Genomic DNA, 17,675 nt, shown 5'->3' on the forward strand with positions numbered 1-17,675 from the left:
CACCCGTCTAATCCGTGTTCGCCGGCTTGTGGAAGGCGACGCCGGCGACCACCAGCGCAATGCCGAGGCAGTCGGCAAAACTTGGAATCTGGCGCAGCACGACAACGCCGATCAGCGTCGCGGTGACGGGCAGCAGCGACAGCATCAGCGCGAAGCTCGCGCGTGGCAGCCGCGACATGGCGAGCTGGTCGCAGATGTAGGGGATAACCGACGAGCAGATGCCGACGCCGATGGCGGCGAGCAGCAGCAATGGTGAGAAAAAGGCGGGCAGCGCATCGGTGAAGCCAATCGGCAGCACGACCACGAAAGCGATCGCCATGGCGGCACCCAGGCCGGCAATGCCGCTGCCTGCGCCCGAAGCGGCGACGCGGTGGCCGAGCACGATGTAGCCGACAAACAGCGCGCCGTTGAGGAAGGCCCAGAACAGCCCGATGGGATCATCGGACCATCTGACGTCGATGAGCAGCAAGGTGCCGGCGACGGCGACGGCAAGGGCGGCAAGATTGCGCGGGCTCCTGAGGCCGACCACCGCGACGCCGATGGTGCCGACGAATTCGATCGCCGCCACCAGCGAGATCGGCAGGCGGTCGAGCGCCAGGTAGAACGAACAGTTCATCACCGCCAGACAGGCGCCGAAGGCCAGCAACAGCAGCCTTGTCGAGCGATCGGCGCGGGCGAAGGTTCGCCATGGGCGGGTCAGTGGTGCGAAGATGAGTGCTGCCGTGGCGATGCGCAGCCACGCCATGCCGAGCACGCCGACATGCGGGAAAAGCAGCACGGCGAAAGCCGGCCCGAGATAGTGGAAGACGGCGCTGACGCCGAACCAGACATGCGGCGGCAATTTTTCCGTCAGCCTGCCGAGGGTGGGATTGCCGGGGGCAGGGTCTGCTGTAAGAGCTTGCGTTTGATCATCCATCGGATCAGTATCGCAGGCATATTTGCCGGTTTATATGAGTGATGATGGGCTCGTCTGGGGAGAGTTCTCTCGGAAGCAAGGAATTTCCTATGAAACGCCTTCGAACTGAAAGTGCCGATCTCGATGCCGCCGACATGAAGATCCTGCGTCTGCTGGAAAAGGACGCGCGCACCAGCACGGCGGAGCTGGCACGCTCGGTCGGCCTGTCGGCGCCGAGCGTGGCAGAGCGCATCAAGCGGCTGCAGGAAAGTGGCGTCATCGAGGCCTATTCGGTCAGGATCAACCCGGCGGCACTCGGCCTGCCGCTGTCGGCATGGCTGCGCATCCGGCCGGTGCCGGGGCAACTGGCCGTCGTGGCCGAGATCATCCGCGAACTGCCGGAGATCGTGCAATGCGATCGCGTGACCGGAGAGGATTGTTTCGTCGCGCTGGCGCATGTCGGCTCGGTGGCCGACCTCGAGCGGGTGATCGACCGCATTATTCCCTACGCGATGACCAATACGGCGATCATCCAGTCGTCGCCGGTGGTGGCGCGCTCGGCCCTGGCGGCATTGAGGCGCCAGGCTTGACGTACAGGGAGAGGACCTATGCGTGGCCGCGCTTCATGCGCGCCTGCTTCAGGATGGCACGCCAGCGGATCATGTCGAACGGGATCGGCTCGTTGTTGTTGGCGATGTGGAAGATCTCGTTGTTGACGTTCTTGAGCGAGCGCCAGAAATCATAGTCGGTGATGCGCGGATCGGCAGCCAGCCTGTCCACCTCGACCTTGATGTCGGTTTTCATGCACTTTCCTCGAACCGGCGCCGCGCCGCCCGTGTCGCTACCTCGATGCGGATCGTTTTCGACCGACCCGCTGAGTCGCGCAACGGCTCAAATGGCTTGTTCCCGTTAAAACCTTGGTAAGGTTAACGTGGCCGCCAAGCCGCTTCAAGCACTGGTGTCGGTGGATTTGAAGGTCCCGCGATTTTGGGTTGCCGGTGTGGCTTTGAGGTCCGGTCGTCGCCCTATTTGCGTTTGATGCCGATCGAGCGGCCGGCCCGTTCCGGCATCGGCAGTGCCGAATGGGCGGCGCGCATGGCTTCGACCCTGGCCAGCACATCGGTGGGGAAGGGCGCCACCTTCGGCCCGGACATGTCGACATGCAGCGACAGCGATTCGGACGTCGCGGCCAGCCAGCCGTCGACATGGCGGATTTCCTGATAGGCCCGCAGCCGCTTGTCGTCGTGGTCGATGAGCTGGAATGAGACCGTGACCTTATGCTCGAGGTGCAGCTCCTGCACGTAGCAGACATGGACTTCGGCCGTGTAGATGGTGAGGCGACGATCCCTGGCATAGTTCGGTCCCATGCCCATTGCCTCGAAGGCATCGTCCGAGCAGCGGTCGAACAGCACGTTGTAATAGGCCATGTTGAGATGGCCGTTGTAGTCGATCCAGTCCTTCTCGATGTCCATGGGTTTTGAGACGAAGGGAGTGGGGATGGGCATCGAAACTTCCTTGTTGGACCGAGCGTGGCGGGTAAGACTACGCATCCATAATCGCATAACAAGCGTGGACACTGGTCCATTCGCCGAGGAATTCATGGCTCTGAGCGACCTCAACCCGGTCGAACGCTCGGACCGGCTTGTTAATTTTCTGGCAGAGTGCGACGAGCAACCAACATCGCAAGACCGCCCAGCGGGAAGAAAAACATCATCACTATTTTTCCAACCGCAGCCCAGAAGAGTGTCAAATCATCACCTGCGGTATAGCAAGCAGCATTTAGCCAGCAGTGTTCAGTTTTTGTTTGAAATTCGTCGATACCAAAATAGGCGCTCAGACTCGTAAGAATGCCGAAAATAACACCAGCGAAAGCGGTCAAAGTATTTGGTCTTTTGCGCCCGCCAGCGTTGAGTCTTTCGGTTATCTCATTTTTTGGCATAGCGACATAGTATATAAAAATCGAAATAGAAGATATGAAACCTGCAAAAAGAAAGCAAGTTATTATGGATTGAGCTCTGAAGATCGATTTATCGGAAAGAGGCGGTTGAATGGAATTCGCGTATTTGGCAACAACGGGGAAAAGATATGATCCCAGGGCAGATAATATCGAACCTATCTCGCCTATGAAGCCTTGATCGGGCTCGCCGTAGGTAAGCGCGATGGCAAGCGACTCGCCGGACAAGAAAGTGGCAAAGATAAAGACACAAAGATATCCGCCATAACGCTGAGCGAAAGGACCGGGCTTTCGATCAGTGCCCGGGTATGCTCGAGTGCTTAACACAGCGAATAGCCCTATGAAGCCAAAGAAGATGACCGCACCAAACCAGCCGACGCGACTTTGGGTGGCCGCTGTATGCACCGCCCATCCAGGCAAGAGCGCCAGGAAAAAAAGTATGTATCCTGCCAGTACCGAATTTTTCATTTCCGACCCGAGGTCACGGCAACCATTTGACTAGCCGAATGGACATCTATGCGGCAAGTGGCTTAGACCTCCTGCAGAAAAGTTGGGATAGAAAAATATGGCTCTGAGCGACCTCAACCCGGTCGAACGCAACGAGGAAGGCATCGCAGCGGTGCTCGGCATCCTCAAGCAGCAGCTTGGCGAGCGATTCCAGACCGGCCAGGCCATCCGCTCCCAGCACGCCCACACCACCACCTACATCCCGACGCAGGCGCCTGACGGCGTCGCGTTTCCGGAGACGACCGCGGAGGTGCAGGACATCGTGCGCGCCTGTGCCGCGCATCGTGTGCCGGTGATCGCCTTTGGCGTCGGCTCCTCGCTGGAGGGTCACACCAACGCACCGGGCGGCGGCATATCGGTCGACACCTCGCGCATGAACCGCATCCTGGCGGTCAATCCGCAGGATCTCGACTGCACGGTCGAACCTGGTGTGACGCGCGAGGATCTGAACCGGCACCTGCGCGACACCGGCCTGTTCTTCCCAATTGATCCGGGCGCCAACGCCTCGCTCGGCGGCATGGCGGCGACGCGGGCGTCCGGCACCAATGCCGTGCGCTACGGCACGATGCGCGAGAACGTGCTGTCACTGACCGCCGTCATGGCCGACGGCGAAACGGTGACCACCGGCAAGCGGGCGAAAAAGAGTTCGGCCGGCTATGATCTGACGCGGCTGCTGGTCGGCTCGGAAGGCACGCTCGGCATCATCACCTCGCTGACCTTGAAGCTGCAAGGCATCCCGCAGGCGATTTCGGGCGGCGTCTGCCCGTTTCCGAGCGTCGAGGCGGCCTGCAACGCTGTCATCGCGACGATCCAGATGGGCATCCCGGTGGCGCGCATCGAACTGGTCAACGCGCTGCAGATGCGGGCGATGAAGAACTATTCGAAGCTCGATTATCCCGAGAGCCCGTGCCTGTTCGTCGAATTCCATGGCAGCGATGCCGGCGTGGCCGAACAGGCTGAAACCTTCGGCATGATCGCCGAGGAGAATGGCGGCGGGCCGTTCCTGTGGACCAGCGTCGCCGAGGAGCGGACGAAACTGTGGAAGGCCAGGCACGACGCCTACTGGTCGTCGCTGACGTTGCGGCCGGGCGCCAAGGGGCTGTCGACCGATGTTTGCGTGCCGATCTCGCGCTTTGCCGAATGCGTCATGGAAACCGAAGCCGACATAGCCGAGATGGGCCTGATCGCGCCGATCGTCGGCCACGCCGGCGACGGCAATTTTCACGTGCTGGTGCTGATGGATGTCAACGATCCCAGGGAGATCGCGCAGTCGGAAAAGTTCGTCGCGCGGCTCAACATGCGGGCGATCGCCATGGACGGCACCTGCACCGGCGAGCACGGCATAGGCCAGGGCAAGATCGGCTTCCTGCGCCATGAACTCGGCCACGGCGTCGACATAATGCGCACGATCAAGCAGGCGCTGGATCCGCTCGATATCATGAACCCGGGCAAGATATTGCCGGGGGACTAGGCGAGTCCTCCAGCGCAAGGCCGCAGGCGGCTCCTCTTGACCATGCCACCATTCGGGCCGAGACTTCGCCGAGCAGCGAGGCCTGAACCAGACAGGCGTGCCAGCGGAGGAGAAGCGTCATGGCGATTTCACGCAAGGAAGAGGCGCGGGCGCTGAGCGCCGACGAACAGGAACTGGTGGGGAAATCGCACCATCCGGCGGTGCAGGAGCTTTCCGACGCCGATCTTGCCGGTCTGGTCAAGCTGTTGCGGGAGCGGCGCGACAAGGCGCTGCACCCTCAAAGTCCGATGGCGGTTCGCAGACAAAGCTTGCGGTGCTGGCCATGGCCACGCGGCGGCTGAATGGTGAGGCCGAGCGGCGCCGGCAGCTGGCGGCTGGCGTTTCGCTGATCGAAAACGCGCGCAAGGCATTTGTCATGAAGCAAGGGGCGACGCCGGAAGGCCCTGCTTTCAATTCGCGCACTGCGCGCAAGGGGATGCGGTCGGTGGCAAACCAGAGGGCGCAAGACCTCGTTCGACCGATGGAGCTTGGCCGGCAGCGCAAGGCGGCCAAGGTGGCGCAAGCAAAGCGCGACGCACGCTGAGGGTTCTGACAATCGCCGGGTGAAATCGTTGGGGCGCCGGCCTGCCGTGCGGTCGCAGGCGTCTTCTATGCACCCTCGACAAGTGTCTGCAGCATGGGGCGGGTTGGCGCGAAGAACGTCGTGCCGGTGTGCGGCGTGGAGAAATCGAGCAGCCGGTCGTAAGCACCCGGCGGCTCGCCGATGTACATTCGCTGCAGCATCTTCTCGATCACCCAGAGATACCTGCTATAGCCGATGAAATAGGTGCCGAACTCGTTCTGTCCGGGCCTGCCGAACGGCATGTTGTCGCGCAAAATGTCGTGCTCGTTGCCATCGGCATCCTCGATGGTGGCCAGCGACTTGTGTGATTTGCGCGGCGCGTCGTCATCGTCGATTTCGATGTTGTCGATCTTGGTGCGGCCGATGATCGCTTCCTGCTCGGGCGTCGGAATGCGCGCCCAGGCCTGCATGTCGTGCAGATATTTCTGGACGACGACATAGCTGCCGCCAGCGAAGTCGGCGTCTTCATCGCCGACGAGCGCAGAGGCGGGCAAATCGAGGCCGGTCGGGTTGGCGGTGCCGTCGATGAAGCCGAGCAGGTCGCGCGCATCGAAATAGCGAAAGCCGGAAACCTCGTCGACGACGCTCACGCCGTCGCCGAGATTGTCGAGCAGAATGCGCTCGAACTCGAAGCACATGTCGGGGCGTTCGGAGCGGATGTGGAAGAGAAGATCGCCAGCGGTCGAGGGCGCCGAATGAACGGATCCCTTGATCGGCGCAAACGGTTTCAGTTCCAGCGGCCGCCGATCTGGAGAAAGACGATCCCAGAGATCGCGGCCGATGCCGGCAATGCACGAAAGCCGCCCGGAAAGATCGCGGAACCCGACGGTTTTGACGAGATCGTCGAGCCCACCAAGCACGGAGGCCACCTTGGCGAGCGCGGTCTGCTCGCCGGCGACGGTGACGACAAGAAAGACCGCCGAAAGCGACAGCGGAGCGTCGACGCTTTGCGCGTCGATCGGCACGCGATCCCAGTTCTTCCCAGACATCCGAATTCTCCGCTTTGCGAGGATTTGTTTCAGATCATCCGGGATCGCGCAACACTGGATGAATTGCCTCTTTATCGACACGCGGATGCGGGTAGAGTGCGGCAGAATTTCAATCAACCCATTCGGAGCTGATGCTCGCACGCCTGTTCGTGATCTTTGGTGGCCTGTTCGTGCTGGTGCTATGTGCGGCGCTGGTGGTGCCGTATTTTGTCGACTGGACAGGCTACCGCGCCCAATTCGAGCGCGAGGCGAGCGCCATTCTCGGCCGCAAGGTGACTGTGCAGGGCGACGCCACGGCAAGGTTGTTGCCGTTCCCCTCGGTGACCTTCTCGAATGTCGCTGTCGCCGGCGGCCCCAATGGCCAGCCGGCCATGACCGTCGAGACGTTTTCGATGGATGCGGAACTGGCGCCCTTCCTGCGTGGCGAAGTGCTGATCTTCGACATGCGGCTGGTGCGGCCGAAAGCGACCATCGACATCGCCAACAATGGCACGGTCGACTGGGCGATGCGGCCGTCCTCGCCCTTCGACCTCAACCAGATCTCGATCGAGAAGCTGACGGTGACGGAAGGGCAGATCGAACTGCGCCATGCCGCCGGCGGGCGCAGCCATCTGTTTTCCGAGATCAATTCAACTATCTCGGCCAAATCGCTGGCCGGGCCATGGCGCATGGACGGCACGCTGCGGCTGGACGGGTTGCGCACCGCGGTCACCGCGTCCACCGGCAAGGCTGAAGGCAACGGGCAGATGCGGCTGCGGCTGAAGGCCGATCCGGACGCCTATCCGCTGGTCATCGAAGCCGACGGCAATGCTGGCATTGTCAATGGCGCTGCCGTCTATTCCGGCCAATTCAAAATCTCCGGTGCGGACAAGAACAGCGCCGAGCTGCGCAGCACCGACGGTGAGACGGTGAAGGTTTCCGCCGGCAAGCCCGATCCGGGCTTTCGGCTGAACGGCAAGTTTTCGCTCGACCACCAGAAGTTGGGCGTCGACGAATTCCGCTTCGAGACCGGGCCGCTCGACAACCCCTACACCGCCGATGGCAAGGCTTCTGTCGATCTCGGGCTGAAACCGAGTTTCGCCATCGAGGCCAATGGCGCGCAGGTGCAGTTCGACGAGGCGGTGGGCGCCGAGGCCGGCGCCGGCCTGACGCTGGACCAGCGCATCGCGGCGTTTGAGCAGGCGCTGCTCGACATGCCGAAGCCGACTATCCCCGGCACCGTCGAGGTCAAGCTGCCGGCGGTGGTGGCCGGCGACACCACGGTGCGCGACGTGCATCTTTCCGCCGAGCCGGTCGATGGCGGCTGGTCGGTGAAATCGCTTGCCGCGACCTTGCCCGGCCGCACCACGCTGGAAGCCGATGGCATGCTCGTGCTCAATTTGGAGGGTCATTTCGGCTTCAACGGCTCGCTGCTGCTGGCCGTGGCGCAACCCTCCGGCTTTGCCGCCTGGCTGTCGAAGGATGTCGACGAGGCGATCCGCCGTCTGCCTGCCGCCGGCTTCAAGGCCAAGGTCGACCTCTCGCAGAAGCGCCAGGCCTTCAGCGATCTCGAATTGATCCTGGGTAAGGCGAGGTTTTCCGGCCGCATCGATTCCAGCCAGCCCGACGATGCCAAGCCCTCAGTGCTGATGCGTCTCGAAGGGGGCGACCTCGATGTCGACGGGCTGGCGGCCTTCGCCTCGATCTTCGTCAGCGACAAGGGCGCCAATCGCTTTGCCGACCGCGACCTCGATTTCCAGATCAAGGCAGGGCCGGTCAACGCTGGCGGGTTGACCGCGGATACCGTCGACACGGCGCTCAGGCTGCGCGACGGGCTGCTCGAAATCGACCGGCTGTCGGTGGGCGGGCTGGCCGGCGCCTCGATCAGCGCCACCGGCAGGATCAAGGATTTCCCGGCGAGCCCGACCGGCAAGCTCGATGCGTCGGTGGTTGCCGTCGACCTGAAGCCGCTGGTCGACGTCGCCGCCCAGCACTATCCCGACAGTGCCGTGCTGAAAGGGCTGGCGAGCCGCGCCGCTGCCTATCCCGAGCTGTTCCAGGATGCGCGTGTCGACCTGGTGGCGAGTGCGGCCGACAATGGCGACGGCACCACCGGCCTGGCGGTGAGCGGACAAGGCAAGGCCGGCGGCTCGGCCTTTTCCGCATCGCTGTCGGGGAAGGGGGTGGTGGACAAGCTTCTCGAAGCGCCGGTGGCGCTTACCTTCAACGCCAAGAACCCTGACGCCACCGCGCTGCTGGCCCTTTACGGCCTGCCGGCGCTGCCGCTCGGCATGCTGGGCGAGGCAAGCACCGACATTCAGGCCAAGGGAACGCTGGGTGGCGGCCTGGCGACGAATTTCAGCCTTGCCGGCAACGACTTCAAGGCTGGTTTCGAAGGCACGATCGCCGATACGCCGCAGGGCTTCGCCGCCAAGGGCAAGCTCAGCCTCGATGCCGCCGACATCGAGCCATGGCTGATGACGTCAGGCATCGGTCTGCCCGGCATGGGGGCGGGCATGTCGACGTCGCTCGCCGCGCAGGGCGACTATGGCAACGGTCTGCTGGTGCTGGACGAACTCAGCGGCGCCATCAACGAAGCGGCGGTGTCCGGCGACGTCAATATCGATGTAAAGAACGGCGTGCCGCATCTGGCTGGGGCGCTGGCGCTCGACGAACTCGACCTCGATCCCATGGCGGTGGCGCTGTTCGGCGATTCCGCCTTTCTTGCCGACAAAGACGGGACCGACAAGGATGGGGCAGGCAAGGGTGGCGTGTGGCCGGCGACACCGTTCAGCCAGAAATCCAGCCTGCCTTTCACCGCCGACCTCGACCTGACCACGGCAGCACTTGCCGCCGGGCGGTTCGCCACGGCCTATGACGCCGCTTTTTCGCTCAAGCTCGACCAGGAAGGCATCCGCGTTTCGGATCTCAAGGCGAAATTGCTTGGCGGGGCGCTCAGCGGCCTGTTCGAGCTGAAGAACAATGACGGCACCGGGCTGTTCACTGGCCAGATGAAACTGGCGGGCGCCGATCTGGCGACCGTGCTGCCCGATGCCGGCATCAGCGGCATCGGCGACTTCTCGACAGCGCTGTCAAGCAGCGGCAAATCGGTCGAAGGGATGGTGGCCGCCTTATCAGGCTCCGGCACTGCGGCGTTGAAGGGCGTGAAAGTTGCTGGCGTCAATCCAGATGCGTTCAGTGCGTTCCTCGTCAAGGCGGATGCGATCGGGCGTGACATCGATGCGGCCAAGACTGCCGGCTTCGCGCCTGACATCGCCGCTGATGGCAGTCTAGCCGCCAAAGACACCGACATAGCCTTCACGGTTGCCGGCGGCACGCTGCGGGCGCCGCCGGTCAGCCTGGAAAATCCGGCGGCGACCTTGTCCGCCGACGTCACGGCGGATCTCAACGCGGCCACGGTGTCGGCCAAGGGTGCGATCACCTATCGGCCTGGCGACGAGGCGCTGGTCGGCTCCGAGCCGGTCGTGAATTTCACCGCCGAGGGGCCGTTCGGCGCGGTGAAACGAGAGTTCGACAGTGAGCCGCTGGCGCAGTTCCTGACCCAACGCGCGCTGGAAAAGGAACAGCAGCGCGTCGAGGCGATGCAGGCCGCGCTGCTCGAAAAGCAGCGGCTTCGGCGCGAGGTCCGCTACTACGCGGCGCTGCAGATCGAACGTGAGAACGCCGCCGAGGAATTGCGCAAGCAGGAGGAAGCAGCACGGCTGAAAGCCGAGGCCGACGCCAAGGCAAAGGCCGAAGCGGACGCGCAGGCGAAAGCCGAAGCCGACGCCAAAGCTCAGGCCGACGCGGAGGCGAAAGCCAAGGCCGACGCCGATGCCAAAGCCAAGGCGGATGCGGACGCCAAAGCCGCTGCCGAACAGCAGGCCGCCGACGAGGCGGCCAAGGCACAAGCCGAGCAGGCGCGGCAGAAGGCGGAAGAGGCGATGCGTATCGCTTCGCAGGAAAAGGCAAGGCTCGAGGCTGAACGCAAGGCCGCGCAGCAGGCTCCGAAGGTGGAGCGTGCGCCGCCACCGGAAGCCAATGACAATCCGCCGCCGGCCAAGCCGAAGTCCAATCCGTTCACGATCGACAATCTGCTGAAGTCGCTGCGGTAGGCAGTAGGGGAGGCCTTTCCGCCCCGAGACCGTTTCAAAGAACGAACAGTTCGGCACCGTCGGTGGTGTAGCGGGCGTGGCGAAAATCGCGGATGGCGGCAAGCCTGCCGTCCTGCCAGGCCAGCAGGATGAAATAGGTGGGGCGCCCTGTTGGGTCATTGGGATCGCGGACGAGGACTGCTGGCCTGTCTTCGACGAAGCCGAGCATAAGATGCCAATCCTGCACGCGGGAATAGTTGCTGAAGTAGGTGGCGACCTCCTTGCGGCCATTCAGCCGCGCCCTGGCCACCAGTTCCAGCCGCACCTCATCGGCCAGCATGTCGCGCACCGCATCGAAGTCGCGGGCGTTGAAGCGGTCGATGTAAGCGTCGAGCAGCAGACGTTGCGCGGCGCTCAGTCTCGGAACAGGACGGTCGTCCGGTTCGTCCGCAAGATTGCGCAGTCGGTGGCGGCCACGATGCAGCGCCGCCTTGATGGCGGGGATGCTGGTATCGAGCGTGGCGCTGATTTCCTGCAGCGAATAGCCCAGAACGTCCATCATGATGACGCTGCTTCGCTGCGTGACGGGAAGGCGCATGAAAGTGTGCAGGCTGGCCGCGGCGGCCTGACGATCGGCGGTGGGATTGGCCGGGTCGACGATCATATCCGGGTCCTCATCGGAAAAGGCCTTTTCGCGGGCTCGCCGGCGCAGAAAGTCGAGCGCAGCATTGTGGGCAATGCGAAACAGCCAGCCCTCCGGGTTGGCGATCGGGCCGGCATCCGGCAGCGCCTCGAACGCCTTGGCCAGGGCTTCCTGCAGCACGTCCTCGCCGTCGATGACCGAGCCGGCCATGCGGGCGCAGTAGCGGTGCAGTTTGGGACGCATTTCGCCGAACAGGCGGTCAAAAGGCTCGCGGATCTCGCCAGGAATGTTCATGCACCTCTGTTTGCCGTTACTGGTCCAGCAGCCGGTAGTGGCCCACCACGGTCATTTCCTCGCGCTGCGGACGCTCGATCAAGCGATCCCTGATGCCGCTCTGGAAGGCCTCGAATGCCGCCAGCCCGGTGATGATGTCGGCATGGGCCTCGGTTTCCGTCTCGACCAGATGGACAAAGGTCCCGTCGTCGGACCGCCATGTCATGTAGCGAACACCTTCCGGCGACTTTTCCCGCAGCTCCTGGAACACGGCCTTGACCAGCCGTTCATTCTCATCGGTCCGTTCCGGTTTCGTCTTGTAGCGTATCAGGTGGCGTTTCATCGCGTTTTTTCCTCTTCGTGCCCTGCGCTTTGCGGGCCGCTTACGTCCGAGACGTTGTGGCGAAGCCAAAGGATTCGGGAGGCCGGGAAAATAGTTCGGTGCCGTTTTCGTGCAAGGTCTGGAGCCTTACGCATGGTCCCGATCGAGCAGCCGGCGCAGCATCGGTTCGATGCGTGAAAGCTCGTCGAGATGTGCCGCCGACAGCTCGGCCAGGCAATCGTCGGCGCGCTCGGTCAGTTGCAGCAGCACGCGGCGGTGGTCGTCCTTGTCCTGATTTCTGGCGACCAGCCCTGCTTCGCAAAGGCGGTTGACCAGTTCGACGGCGCTGTGGTGGCGGATGCGCAGGCGTTCCGCGAGATCGCCAACCGTCACCGGGCCGCCGCCGGGGAATCCCTTGATCGCCAGCAGCGCCTGATGCTGGCGCGGGGTCAGGCCGGCGTCTTCCGCCTGGACCTGGCTGAATTCGAGGAAGCGGCGGATCAGGTAGCGAAACTCCGATAGCCGCTGGTAATCGGCTTGGCTGATGGCGGGGCGTGATTTTTGTGGCTGCGACATATCAGACATGTGTTCGTTTTCCGGCGAAAGCTCAAACGGATTTCGGGCGAAACCGGCTTGAATATTTATATCGTGTTACGATACATATCCACCAACAAGCCCGGCTGGCCGCTTCGACCGTGCCGCATCTCAGACATACGGCGCGCCGCCAGGAAGCAAACTGCCATGAAGACCCCTCACTCGAACCCGGAGCATCTGCGCGATTTCACCACGGATGCCAGGGTGCTGTTCGTCGCCGCCATTGCCGTGGTGGTGGCGACAGCTGGACTGGTTGCCGGCATCGCGCTTTTGAAGCTGATCCGGCTGGCCACCAACATCGCCTATTTTGGCCAGTTCACGCTCGCCGATCTGAAGCTCGAGGACACGCCGCTGGGCTATGCCTCCGTCATCGTCCCTGTGATCGGTGCGCTGATCATCGGCCTGATGGCGCGCTTCGGCAGCGAGAAGATCCGCGGTCACGGCATTCCCGAAGCCATAGAGGCCATCCTGCTCGGGCGTTCCAGACTCGACGCCAAGGTGGCGATCCTGAAGCCGCTGTCGTCGGCGATCTCGATCGGCTCCGGCGGACCGTTCGGCGCCGAGGGCCCGATCATCATGACCGGCGGCGCGATCGGTTCGCTGATCGCGCAGATGCTGCCGGTCAGCGACAACGAACGCAAGACGCTGCTGGTGGCCGGTGCTGCGGCGGGCATGACCACGGTGTTCGGAACCCCGATCGCCGCCATCATGCTTGCGGTCGAACTGCTGCTTTTCGAATGGACTCCGCGCAGCTTCATCCCGGTGGCGGTCGCGGCTGTTATCGCCGAGGTGGAGCGCACCATGCTGCATCTGCCCGGACCGATCTTTCCGTTTCAGGGCGGCATGGAGGTGTCCTTTGTCGGCCTTGCCGGCTGGGTGGCGATCGGCGTTTGTGCAGGACTTTTGTCGGGGCTGCTGACGCAGATGGTCTATGCCTGCGAGGACGGTTTTCAGAAGCTGCCGATCCACTGGATGTGGTGGCCGATGCTTGGCGGACTGGTGGTCGGCATCGGCGGGCTGATCGAGCCGCACGCGCTCGGCGTCGGCTATGACAACATCACTGACATGCTGGACGGCCGCACCGTCGCGACGGCAGCACTCCTCCTGCTGGTGGTGAAGGCGATCATCTGGTCGGTAGCGCTCGGCTCGGGAACGTCGGGAGGTGTGCTGGCGCCGCTGTTGATCATGGGCGGGGCCATGGGCGCTGTGCTCGCCGGCGTTCTGCCTGCCGCGGATCCGGGTTTCTGGGCGCTGCTGGCGATGGCCGCCACCATGGGCGGCACGATGCGTGCGCCGCTGACCGCCACGTTCTTCGCCGTCGAACTGACCGGCAACACGCATATGCTGGTGCCGCTGATTGCTGCCTGCGCTGCGGCGCACGCCGTCACCGTGCTTCTGATGAAGCGATCGATCCTGACCGAAAAGATCGCCAGAAGGGGACATCATCTGGTTCGCGAATACCGCGTCGACCCTTTCGCCCTGACCAGGGTGCGCGAGGTGATGACGTCACAAGTCGAAAGCGTGCCGGCGACGATGACGCTGCATGGCGCGGCAGCGTTCCTGACAGCGCCGGAAACACGGCATCCGAGTTTCCCGGTGGTCGATGAGCGCGGCCATGTGCTGGGCCTCATCGATCCGCCGGCGATATTGCGCTGGAGACGCGCCGGCACGCACCGCACCACCACGCTTGGCGAACTGCTGGCCGGCAGCAAGGTGACGCTGGCCTATCCGGACGAATATCTCGAAGGCCTCTCCGACAAACTGCTGCTGGCCAACGTCTCTCATCTGCCCGTCGTCACTCGCGAAGGCTCGTTGCTGGTCGGCTATGTCGGCTGGAAGGATTTGATGCGCGTGCGGTCCAGGAAACAAGCCGAGGAGCGCGAGCGTTCGACCTTGCTTGGCTTCGGCACCAGACACACGAAAAAGAACGACGCCGTCGAAAGCCTTTAGATTCTCTCTGCGTGCTTCGCCCACTCCAGCACATAGAGCCTCAGCGCCGAGGACAGGTTGGTGTCGCGGGGCCGCGTCTCGTCGACTTCGGCGACAAGCGCAGCGAGCGTCAGCTCCCTGGTCGCCGCGATCGCGACGAGGTCCTCATAGAAGGGCTTTTCAAGCGAGTAGCTGGTGCGGTGACCACGAATGGTCACCGAGCGCTTTTCGACCGCGCTCACTGGTGACAGCTCACTGGTCGTCTTCGGCGCCGGATGGCTCGCGGCGGTGCCCAGCGACGAAATTTTCGGCCTTGTCGGCGACTATGCGGTCGCGTTGCTTCTCTGCCTTGGAGCGACCGTACAGTGCCCGGTTCTGTTCGGCGACGCGCACTTTCTCGTCCCGCGCCTTCTGCTTGCGAGCCTGGCGGAGATTGACGATGTCAGCCATGGCGTGAACCGCAGGCCTATTTCTTGCGGAAGGCGTCGAGCGAGACCACTTCGGCGCCCTTGGTGCTGGCGTCCGCCGCTGCGGGCTTCTTCTCCGCCTCGGCGGCAGCTGCCTTCTTCTCCGCCTTCGGCTTTTTCTCGGAGACGATGGTCAACGGCTCAGGCGAGGCTGGAGCGGCTGGTTCCTCGGCTGCCGCGCCATCCGTCTTGACGTCGAATTCGAGTTCGAAATTGACCGACGGATCATAGAAGCCGCGTACGGCCGAAAACGGGATTTCGAGCTTTTCCGGCACATCGGAGAAGGACAGGCCAACCTCGAAGCCGGTATCGGTCACCTTCAGGTCCCAATACTGGAACTGAATGACGATGGTCATCTGCTCGGGATAGCGCTCGCGCAGCCGCGAAGACACGCGTACGCCCGGCGCGCCGGTCAGGAAGGTGATGAAGAAGTGGTGGTTGCCGGGGAGGCCGGTGCGCGCGACCTCGGCCAGGACCTTGCGCATGACGCCGCGCAACGCCTCCTGGGCCAGAATGTCGTAGCGGATGTGGTCGTCGGCCATGTGGCGGTCGGGTTCCGTTGAATCGTCCGCATAGCTGTAATCAAGCTTGAGGGCGGCGTAAACCGCATATAGATCACCCTCGCGCGGAAGCGAAGACTATTGCCAGCGATTTGATCGCTCAGGCGCTGGCGAGCGCGCTTTGCTTTTCGGACGATGCCGCGGACCGGCGCTTGCCGAAGGCGCGCAGGAATGTGCGCACGCCATTGGTCGCGGATTGCAGCACCTCGTCCTCGCGCGGCGAGCCGCCAAGCATGAAGGTGGTCTGCAGTTCGGCATTGACGAGGCCAAGGAACTGGCGTGCCGCCACATCCGGGTCCTCGATCGTGAGATAGCCGCCATAGGCGAGGCGGGCCAAGCGGGCGGCGATTGCCGGCCATGTTCTGCCCGGTCCCTGTTCGCGCCATTCGGCAAACAGTTCGGGATAGCGCTCGCCTTCGGTCTGGATCAGCTTGCGCAGGAATTTTCCGTCGCGGTTGCAGATGCAATTCTGGTTCAAGCGCACGGCAAAGCCGATCAGATCGGCTTCGAGATCCTTGGGCTGGTCGGGGAAGGTGGCAATGGTGGCGAAGATGCCGGCATTGCAGCGTTCGGTGAGGTCGCGGACCACGGCGACGAACAGTTTCTGCTTGTCGCCATGATGGTTGTAGATCGTCTGGCGCGAAACGCCGGCTTCGGCCGCGATCAGATCGATGTTGGCGCCGGCGAAACCTTCGCGGCAAAACACGGCAGCCGCGGAATCGACGATCGAGAGGCGCTTGGCCTCATGGCCGCGTGGCGGGAAAATGTCAGGAGAAACGTGCAGCTTCATAAAAAACTATATAGAGGTGATTGACGATTTAGACAAGAGTGTCTAAATTTGTGGACACAAGATAAAGAGATTTCGCGTGAGAGAGACGAATAGAATTCGCTCTTGAGGTGTCGGAATCTCACGGGAGGGAACGTCCTAGGTTAGACGTCGCCTGGCGGCGGCAACCAGATTTGAAAGAAGCCTTTATCATGAGTCCCAAATTCCTCCGCATCGCGGTCGTGCTCGGCTTGTTGTCCGCCATCGGCCCGTTCGCCATCGACATGTATCTGCCCGCGCTGCCGTCGATCGGCGCGGATCTGCATGCCAGCACCGCTGCCGTGCAAATGAGCCTGTTGATCTTCTTCCTGTCGATGGGGTTTGGCCAGATCGCCGTCGGGCCGATTTCCGACATGGTCGGCCGCAAGCTGCCGCTTTATGGCGGTCTTGCGCTGTTCATGGTTGGCGGCATCGGTTCGGCAATGGCGCCGACCATCGAATGGCTGATCGCTTTCCGTTTCCTGCAAGGGCTTGGCGCCAGCGCCGGCATGGCCGTTCCGCGCGCCATCGTGCGCGACCTGCACACCGGTAATGAGGCCGCCAAGCTGATGTCCTTGCTGATGCTGGTGTTTTCGGTGTCGCCGATCCTGGCGCCGCTGACCGGCAGCGTGATCATCGAGAATTTCGGCTGGCGCGCCGTGTTCTGGACGGTGACGGGCGCGGCTCTGCTGGCCACCATCCTTCTGGCGACTTCGCTCAAGGAGACGCGACCGGTGGAAGATCGCGCCGGGTCCTCGTTCGGCACCGCGCTGTCGGCCTACCGCTTCCTGATGGGTGATCGCAACTTCCTCGGTCTGACGGCGATCGCCGGCTTCGGCATTGCCAGCTTCTTCGTCTATCTGTCGAGTTCGTCGTTCATCCTGATCGACCATTACGGGCTGTCGCCTTCGGTCTACAGCGTGTTCTTCTCGATCAACGCGGTGGCCTTCATCGGCATGTCGCAGATGACGGGGCTGCTGGCCGAGCGCTTCGGCCTGAGGCGCGTGGTGCGCATCGCGGTGACCGGCTATGCGACGACGATGGTGGTGCTGTTCGCGGTAATGGCGACAGGCATCGACCGGCTCGACGTGATGGCGGCACTGCTGTTCGTCGGCTACGGCTTCCTTGGCCTGGTCATTCCGACCACCTCGGTGCTGGCCATGGAAGAGCATGGCGAGATCGCCGGTACGGCGTCTGCTCTAATGGGCACGCTGCATTTCGCCATCGGCGCGCTCGCCATGGGTGTCGCCGGCGTGTTCTTCGACGGTACGCCGCTGCCGATGGTGGCCGGCATCACGCTGTGTGCGGTGATTTCCTTCACGCTGGCCAAGATCACGCTCGGCCGCTCGCGCGAGGTTGCCGAGGCACCGGCGGAATAAGCAACCAAACAAATGAAAAAGGCCGGGTTCATCCCTAATGCAGTTCACTTAGGCACCTTCAGTGTTCTGACAGGATATTTGGCTGGTAGCTTTTTGACGACACGGGAGCATGATCGCCCCCGTGTTTTTGGGAGGATGAGGTCTCCCAGCCGTTGTCTTAATCGGATGAGGTGTGCGGGTAGTTTTGCTGGC

The 17,675-nt window shown here is 62.9% G+C and carries 17 protein-coding genes and 1 pseudogene; 6 read left to right on the forward strand and 12 right to left on the reverse strand.

The genetic code is table 11. From position 1 onward, the window contains the following. Nucleotides 1-7: 7 nt before the first annotated feature. Nucleotides 8-916 (reverse strand): EamA family transporter, encoded by a 909-nt coding sequence (locus NKH97_RS23865; RefSeq protein ID WP_352798896.1) that lies wholly within the window; start codon nucleotides 914-916, stop codon nucleotides 8-10. A gap of 89 nt (nucleotides 917-1,005) precedes the next feature. On the opposite strand from NKH97_RS23865, the gene NKH97_RS23870 reads away from it, so the two are divergent. After that, complete coding sequence (locus tag NKH97_RS23870) at nucleotides 1,006-1,485, forward strand: Lrp/AsnC family transcriptional regulator (RefSeq protein WP_352442261.1); 480 nt, start codon at nucleotides 1,006-1,008, stop codon at nucleotides 1,483-1,485. Nucleotides 1,486-1,501: 16 nt separating this feature from the next. Here the strand turns inward: NKH97_RS23870 and NKH97_RS23875 are convergent, their stop codons facing one another. From NKH97_RS23875 to NKH97_RS23885, 3 genes are all read right to left on the reverse strand, one after another. Then, the gene (locus NKH97_RS23875; RefSeq protein ID WP_013531006.1) at nucleotides 1,502-1,699 is read right to left on the reverse strand and encodes a hypothetical protein; all 198 of its coding nucleotides are present in this window, start codon (nucleotides 1,697-1,699) and stop codon (nucleotides 1,502-1,504) included. 221 nt (nucleotides 1,700-1,920) lie between these two features. Then, nucleotides 1,921-2,400 (reverse strand): thioesterase family protein, encoded by a 480-nt coding sequence (locus NKH97_RS23880; protein WP_352761659.1) that lies wholly within the window; start codon nucleotides 2,398-2,400, stop codon nucleotides 1,921-1,923. Between the two features lie 140 nt (nucleotides 2,401-2,540). Further along, the gene (locus NKH97_RS23885) at nucleotides 2,541-3,317 is read right to left on the reverse strand and encodes a hypothetical protein (RefSeq protein WP_352798897.1); all 777 of its coding nucleotides are present in this window, start codon (nucleotides 3,315-3,317) and stop codon (nucleotides 2,541-2,543) included. A gap of 97 nt (nucleotides 3,318-3,414) precedes the next feature. On the opposite strand from NKH97_RS23885, the gene NKH97_RS23890 reads away from it, so the two are divergent. Continuing rightward, nucleotides 3,415-4,827, forward strand: coding sequence for an FAD-binding oxidoreductase (locus tag NKH97_RS23890; protein WP_352798898.1), 1,413 nt, complete (start codon nucleotides 3,415-3,417; stop codon nucleotides 4,825-4,827). A gap of 119 nt (nucleotides 4,828-4,946) precedes the next feature. Next, nucleotides 4,947-5,410, forward strand: a pseudogene (locus tag NKH97_RS23895) (hypothetical protein). Between the two features lie 65 nt (nucleotides 5,411-5,475). Here NKH97_RS23895 and NKH97_RS23900 read toward each other — a convergent pair. Beyond that, nucleotides 5,476-6,438, reverse strand: a complete 963-nt coding sequence (locus NKH97_RS23900) for a Dyp-type peroxidase (protein ID WP_352798899.1) — start codon at nucleotides 6,436-6,438, stop codon at nucleotides 5,476-5,478. Between the two features lie 131 nt (nucleotides 6,439-6,569). Between NKH97_RS23900 and NKH97_RS23905 the strand changes: the two genes are divergently transcribed. Further along, nucleotides 6,570-10,532, forward strand: a complete 3,963-nt coding sequence (locus NKH97_RS23905; protein ID WP_352442265.1) for an AsmA family protein — start codon at nucleotides 6,570-6,572, stop codon at nucleotides 10,530-10,532. 34 nt (nucleotides 10,533-10,566) lie between these two features. On the opposite strand, the gene NKH97_RS23910 is transcribed toward NKH97_RS23905, so the two are convergent. The 3 genes from NKH97_RS23910 to NKH97_RS23920 all read right to left on the reverse strand — a co-directional run bounded on the left by NKH97_RS23910 (nucleotide 10,567) and on the right by NKH97_RS23920 (nucleotide 12,334). Next, nucleotides 10,567-11,448: an RNA polymerase sigma factor gene (locus tag NKH97_RS23910; RefSeq protein ID WP_128303531.1), complete on the reverse strand. Its 882-nt coding sequence runs from the start codon at nucleotides 11,446-11,448 to the stop codon at nucleotides 10,567-10,569. 16 nt (nucleotides 11,449-11,464) lie between these two features. Further along, a complete protein-coding gene (locus tag NKH97_RS23915; protein ID WP_352798900.1) occupies nucleotides 11,465-11,770 on the reverse strand; it encodes a hypothetical protein in 306 nt (101 codons plus the stop codon). 126 nt (nucleotides 11,771-11,896) lie between these two features. Continuing rightward, nucleotides 11,897-12,334, reverse strand: coding sequence for a MarR family winged helix-turn-helix transcriptional regulator (locus NKH97_RS23920; protein WP_352442266.1), 438 nt, complete (start codon nucleotides 12,332-12,334; stop codon nucleotides 11,897-11,899). 156 nt (nucleotides 12,335-12,490) lie between these two features. Between NKH97_RS23920 and NKH97_RS23925 the strand changes: the two genes are divergently transcribed. Next, entirely contained in the window at nucleotides 12,491-14,293 is a 1,803-nt protein-coding gene (locus tag NKH97_RS23925) for a chloride channel protein (protein ID WP_023813095.1), read from the forward strand. Here NKH97_RS23925 and NKH97_RS23930 read toward each other — a convergent pair. The 4 genes from NKH97_RS23930 to NKH97_RS23945 form a co-directional block, all read right to left on the reverse strand. Then, on the reverse strand, nucleotides 14,290-14,514 hold the full coding sequence (locus NKH97_RS23930; RefSeq protein WP_128306086.1) for a ribbon-helix-helix domain-containing protein: 225 nt from the start codon (nucleotides 14,512-14,514) through the stop codon (nucleotides 14,290-14,292). The genes NKH97_RS23925 and NKH97_RS23930 overlap by 4 nt on opposite strands. Nucleotides 14,515-14,524: 10 nt before the next feature. Beyond that, nucleotides 14,525-14,722 carry a DUF4169 family protein gene (locus NKH97_RS23935; RefSeq protein ID WP_127260259.1) on the reverse strand — a complete coding sequence of 66 codons (198 nt, stop codon included), beginning with the start codon at nucleotides 14,720-14,722 and terminating at the stop codon, nucleotides 14,525-14,527. Nucleotides 14,723-14,738: 16 nt separating this feature from the next. Further along, nucleotides 14,739-15,281 (reverse strand): SspB family protein, encoded by a 543-nt coding sequence (locus tag NKH97_RS23940; RefSeq protein WP_128306087.1) that lies wholly within the window; start codon nucleotides 15,279-15,281, stop codon nucleotides 14,739-14,741. Nucleotides 15,282-15,399: 118 nt separating this feature from the next. Then, complete coding sequence (locus tag NKH97_RS23945; RefSeq protein ID WP_128306088.1) at nucleotides 15,400-16,089, reverse strand: TetR/AcrR family transcriptional regulator; 690 nt, start codon at nucleotides 16,087-16,089, stop codon at nucleotides 15,400-15,402. Nucleotides 16,090-16,277: 188 nt separating this feature from the next. Here NKH97_RS23945 and NKH97_RS23950 point away from each other — a divergent pair, with 188 nt between their 5' ends. After that, nucleotides 16,278-17,483: a multidrug effflux MFS transporter gene (locus NKH97_RS23950; protein ID WP_352776014.1), complete on the forward strand. Its 1,206-nt coding sequence runs from the start codon at nucleotides 16,278-16,280 to the stop codon at nucleotides 17,481-17,483. The last annotated feature ends 192 nt before the right edge of the window (nucleotides 17,484-17,675 follow it).

The organism is Mesorhizobium sp. M0870, from assembly GCF_040319775.1.
Classification (GTDB): Bacteria; Pseudomonadota; Alphaproteobacteria; order Rhizobiales; family Rhizobiaceae; genus Mesorhizobium.

What these genes read in the sequence shown, in the direction of transcription:
- NKH97_RS23865 (WP_352798896.1), bottom strand. Translation starts at nt 916, where the DNA reads ATGGATGATCAAACGCAAGCTCTTACAGCAGACCCTGCCCCCGGCAAT.
- NKH97_RS23870 (WP_352442261.1), top strand. Translation starts at nt 1,006, where the DNA reads ATGAAACGCCTTCGAACTGAAAGTGCCGATCTCGATGCCGCCGACATG.
- NKH97_RS23875 (WP_013531006.1), bottom strand. Translation starts at nt 1,699, where the DNA reads ATGAAAACCGACATCAAGGTCGAGGTGGACAGGCTGGCTGCCGATCCG.
- NKH97_RS23880 (WP_352761659.1), bottom strand. Translation starts at nt 2,400, where the DNA reads ATGCCCATCCCCACTCCCTTCGTCTCAAAACCCATGGACATCGAGAAG.
- NKH97_RS23885 (WP_352798897.1), bottom strand. Translation starts at nt 3,317, where the DNA reads ATGAAAAATTCGGTACTGGCAGGATACATACTTTTTTTCCTGGCGCTC.
- NKH97_RS23890 (WP_352798898.1), top strand. Translation starts at nt 3,415, where the DNA reads ATGGCTCTGAGCGACCTCAACCCGGTCGAACGCAACGAGGAAGGCATC.
- NKH97_RS23900 (WP_352798899.1), bottom strand. Translation starts at nt 6,438, where the DNA reads ATGTCTGGGAAGAACTGGGATCGCGTGCCGATCGACGCGCAAAGCGTC.
- NKH97_RS23905 (WP_352442265.1), top strand. Translation starts at nt 6,570, where the DNA reads ATGCTCGCACGCCTGTTCGTGATCTTTGGTGGCCTGTTCGTGCTGGTG.
- NKH97_RS23910 (WP_128303531.1), bottom strand. Translation starts at nt 11,448, where the DNA reads ATGAACATTCCTGGCGAGATCCGCGAGCCTTTTGACCGCCTGTTCGGC.
- NKH97_RS23915 (WP_352798900.1), bottom strand. Translation starts at nt 11,770, where the DNA reads ATGAAACGCCACCTGATACGCTACAAGACGAAACCGGAACGGACCGAT.
- NKH97_RS23920 (WP_352442266.1), bottom strand. Translation starts at nt 12,334, where the DNA reads ATGTCTGATATGTCGCAGCCACAAAAATCACGCCCCGCCATCAGCCAA.
- NKH97_RS23925 (WP_023813095.1), top strand. Translation starts at nt 12,491, where the DNA reads ATGAAGACCCCTCACTCGAACCCGGAGCATCTGCGCGATTTCACCACG.
- NKH97_RS23935 (WP_127260259.1), bottom strand. Translation starts at nt 14,722, where the DNA reads ATGGCTGACATCGTCAATCTCCGCCAGGCTCGCAAGCAGAAGGCGCGG.
- NKH97_RS23940 (WP_128306087.1), bottom strand. Translation starts at nt 15,281, where the DNA reads ATGGCCGACGACCACATCCGCTACGACATTCTGGCCCAGGAGGCGTTG.
- NKH97_RS23945 (WP_128306088.1), bottom strand. Translation starts at nt 16,089, where the DNA reads ATGAAGCTGCACGTTTCTCCTGACATTTTCCCGCCACGCGGCCATGAG.
- NKH97_RS23950 (WP_352776014.1), top strand. Translation starts at nt 16,278, where the DNA reads ATGAGTCCCAAATTCCTCCGCATCGCGGTCGTGCTCGGCTTGTTGTCC.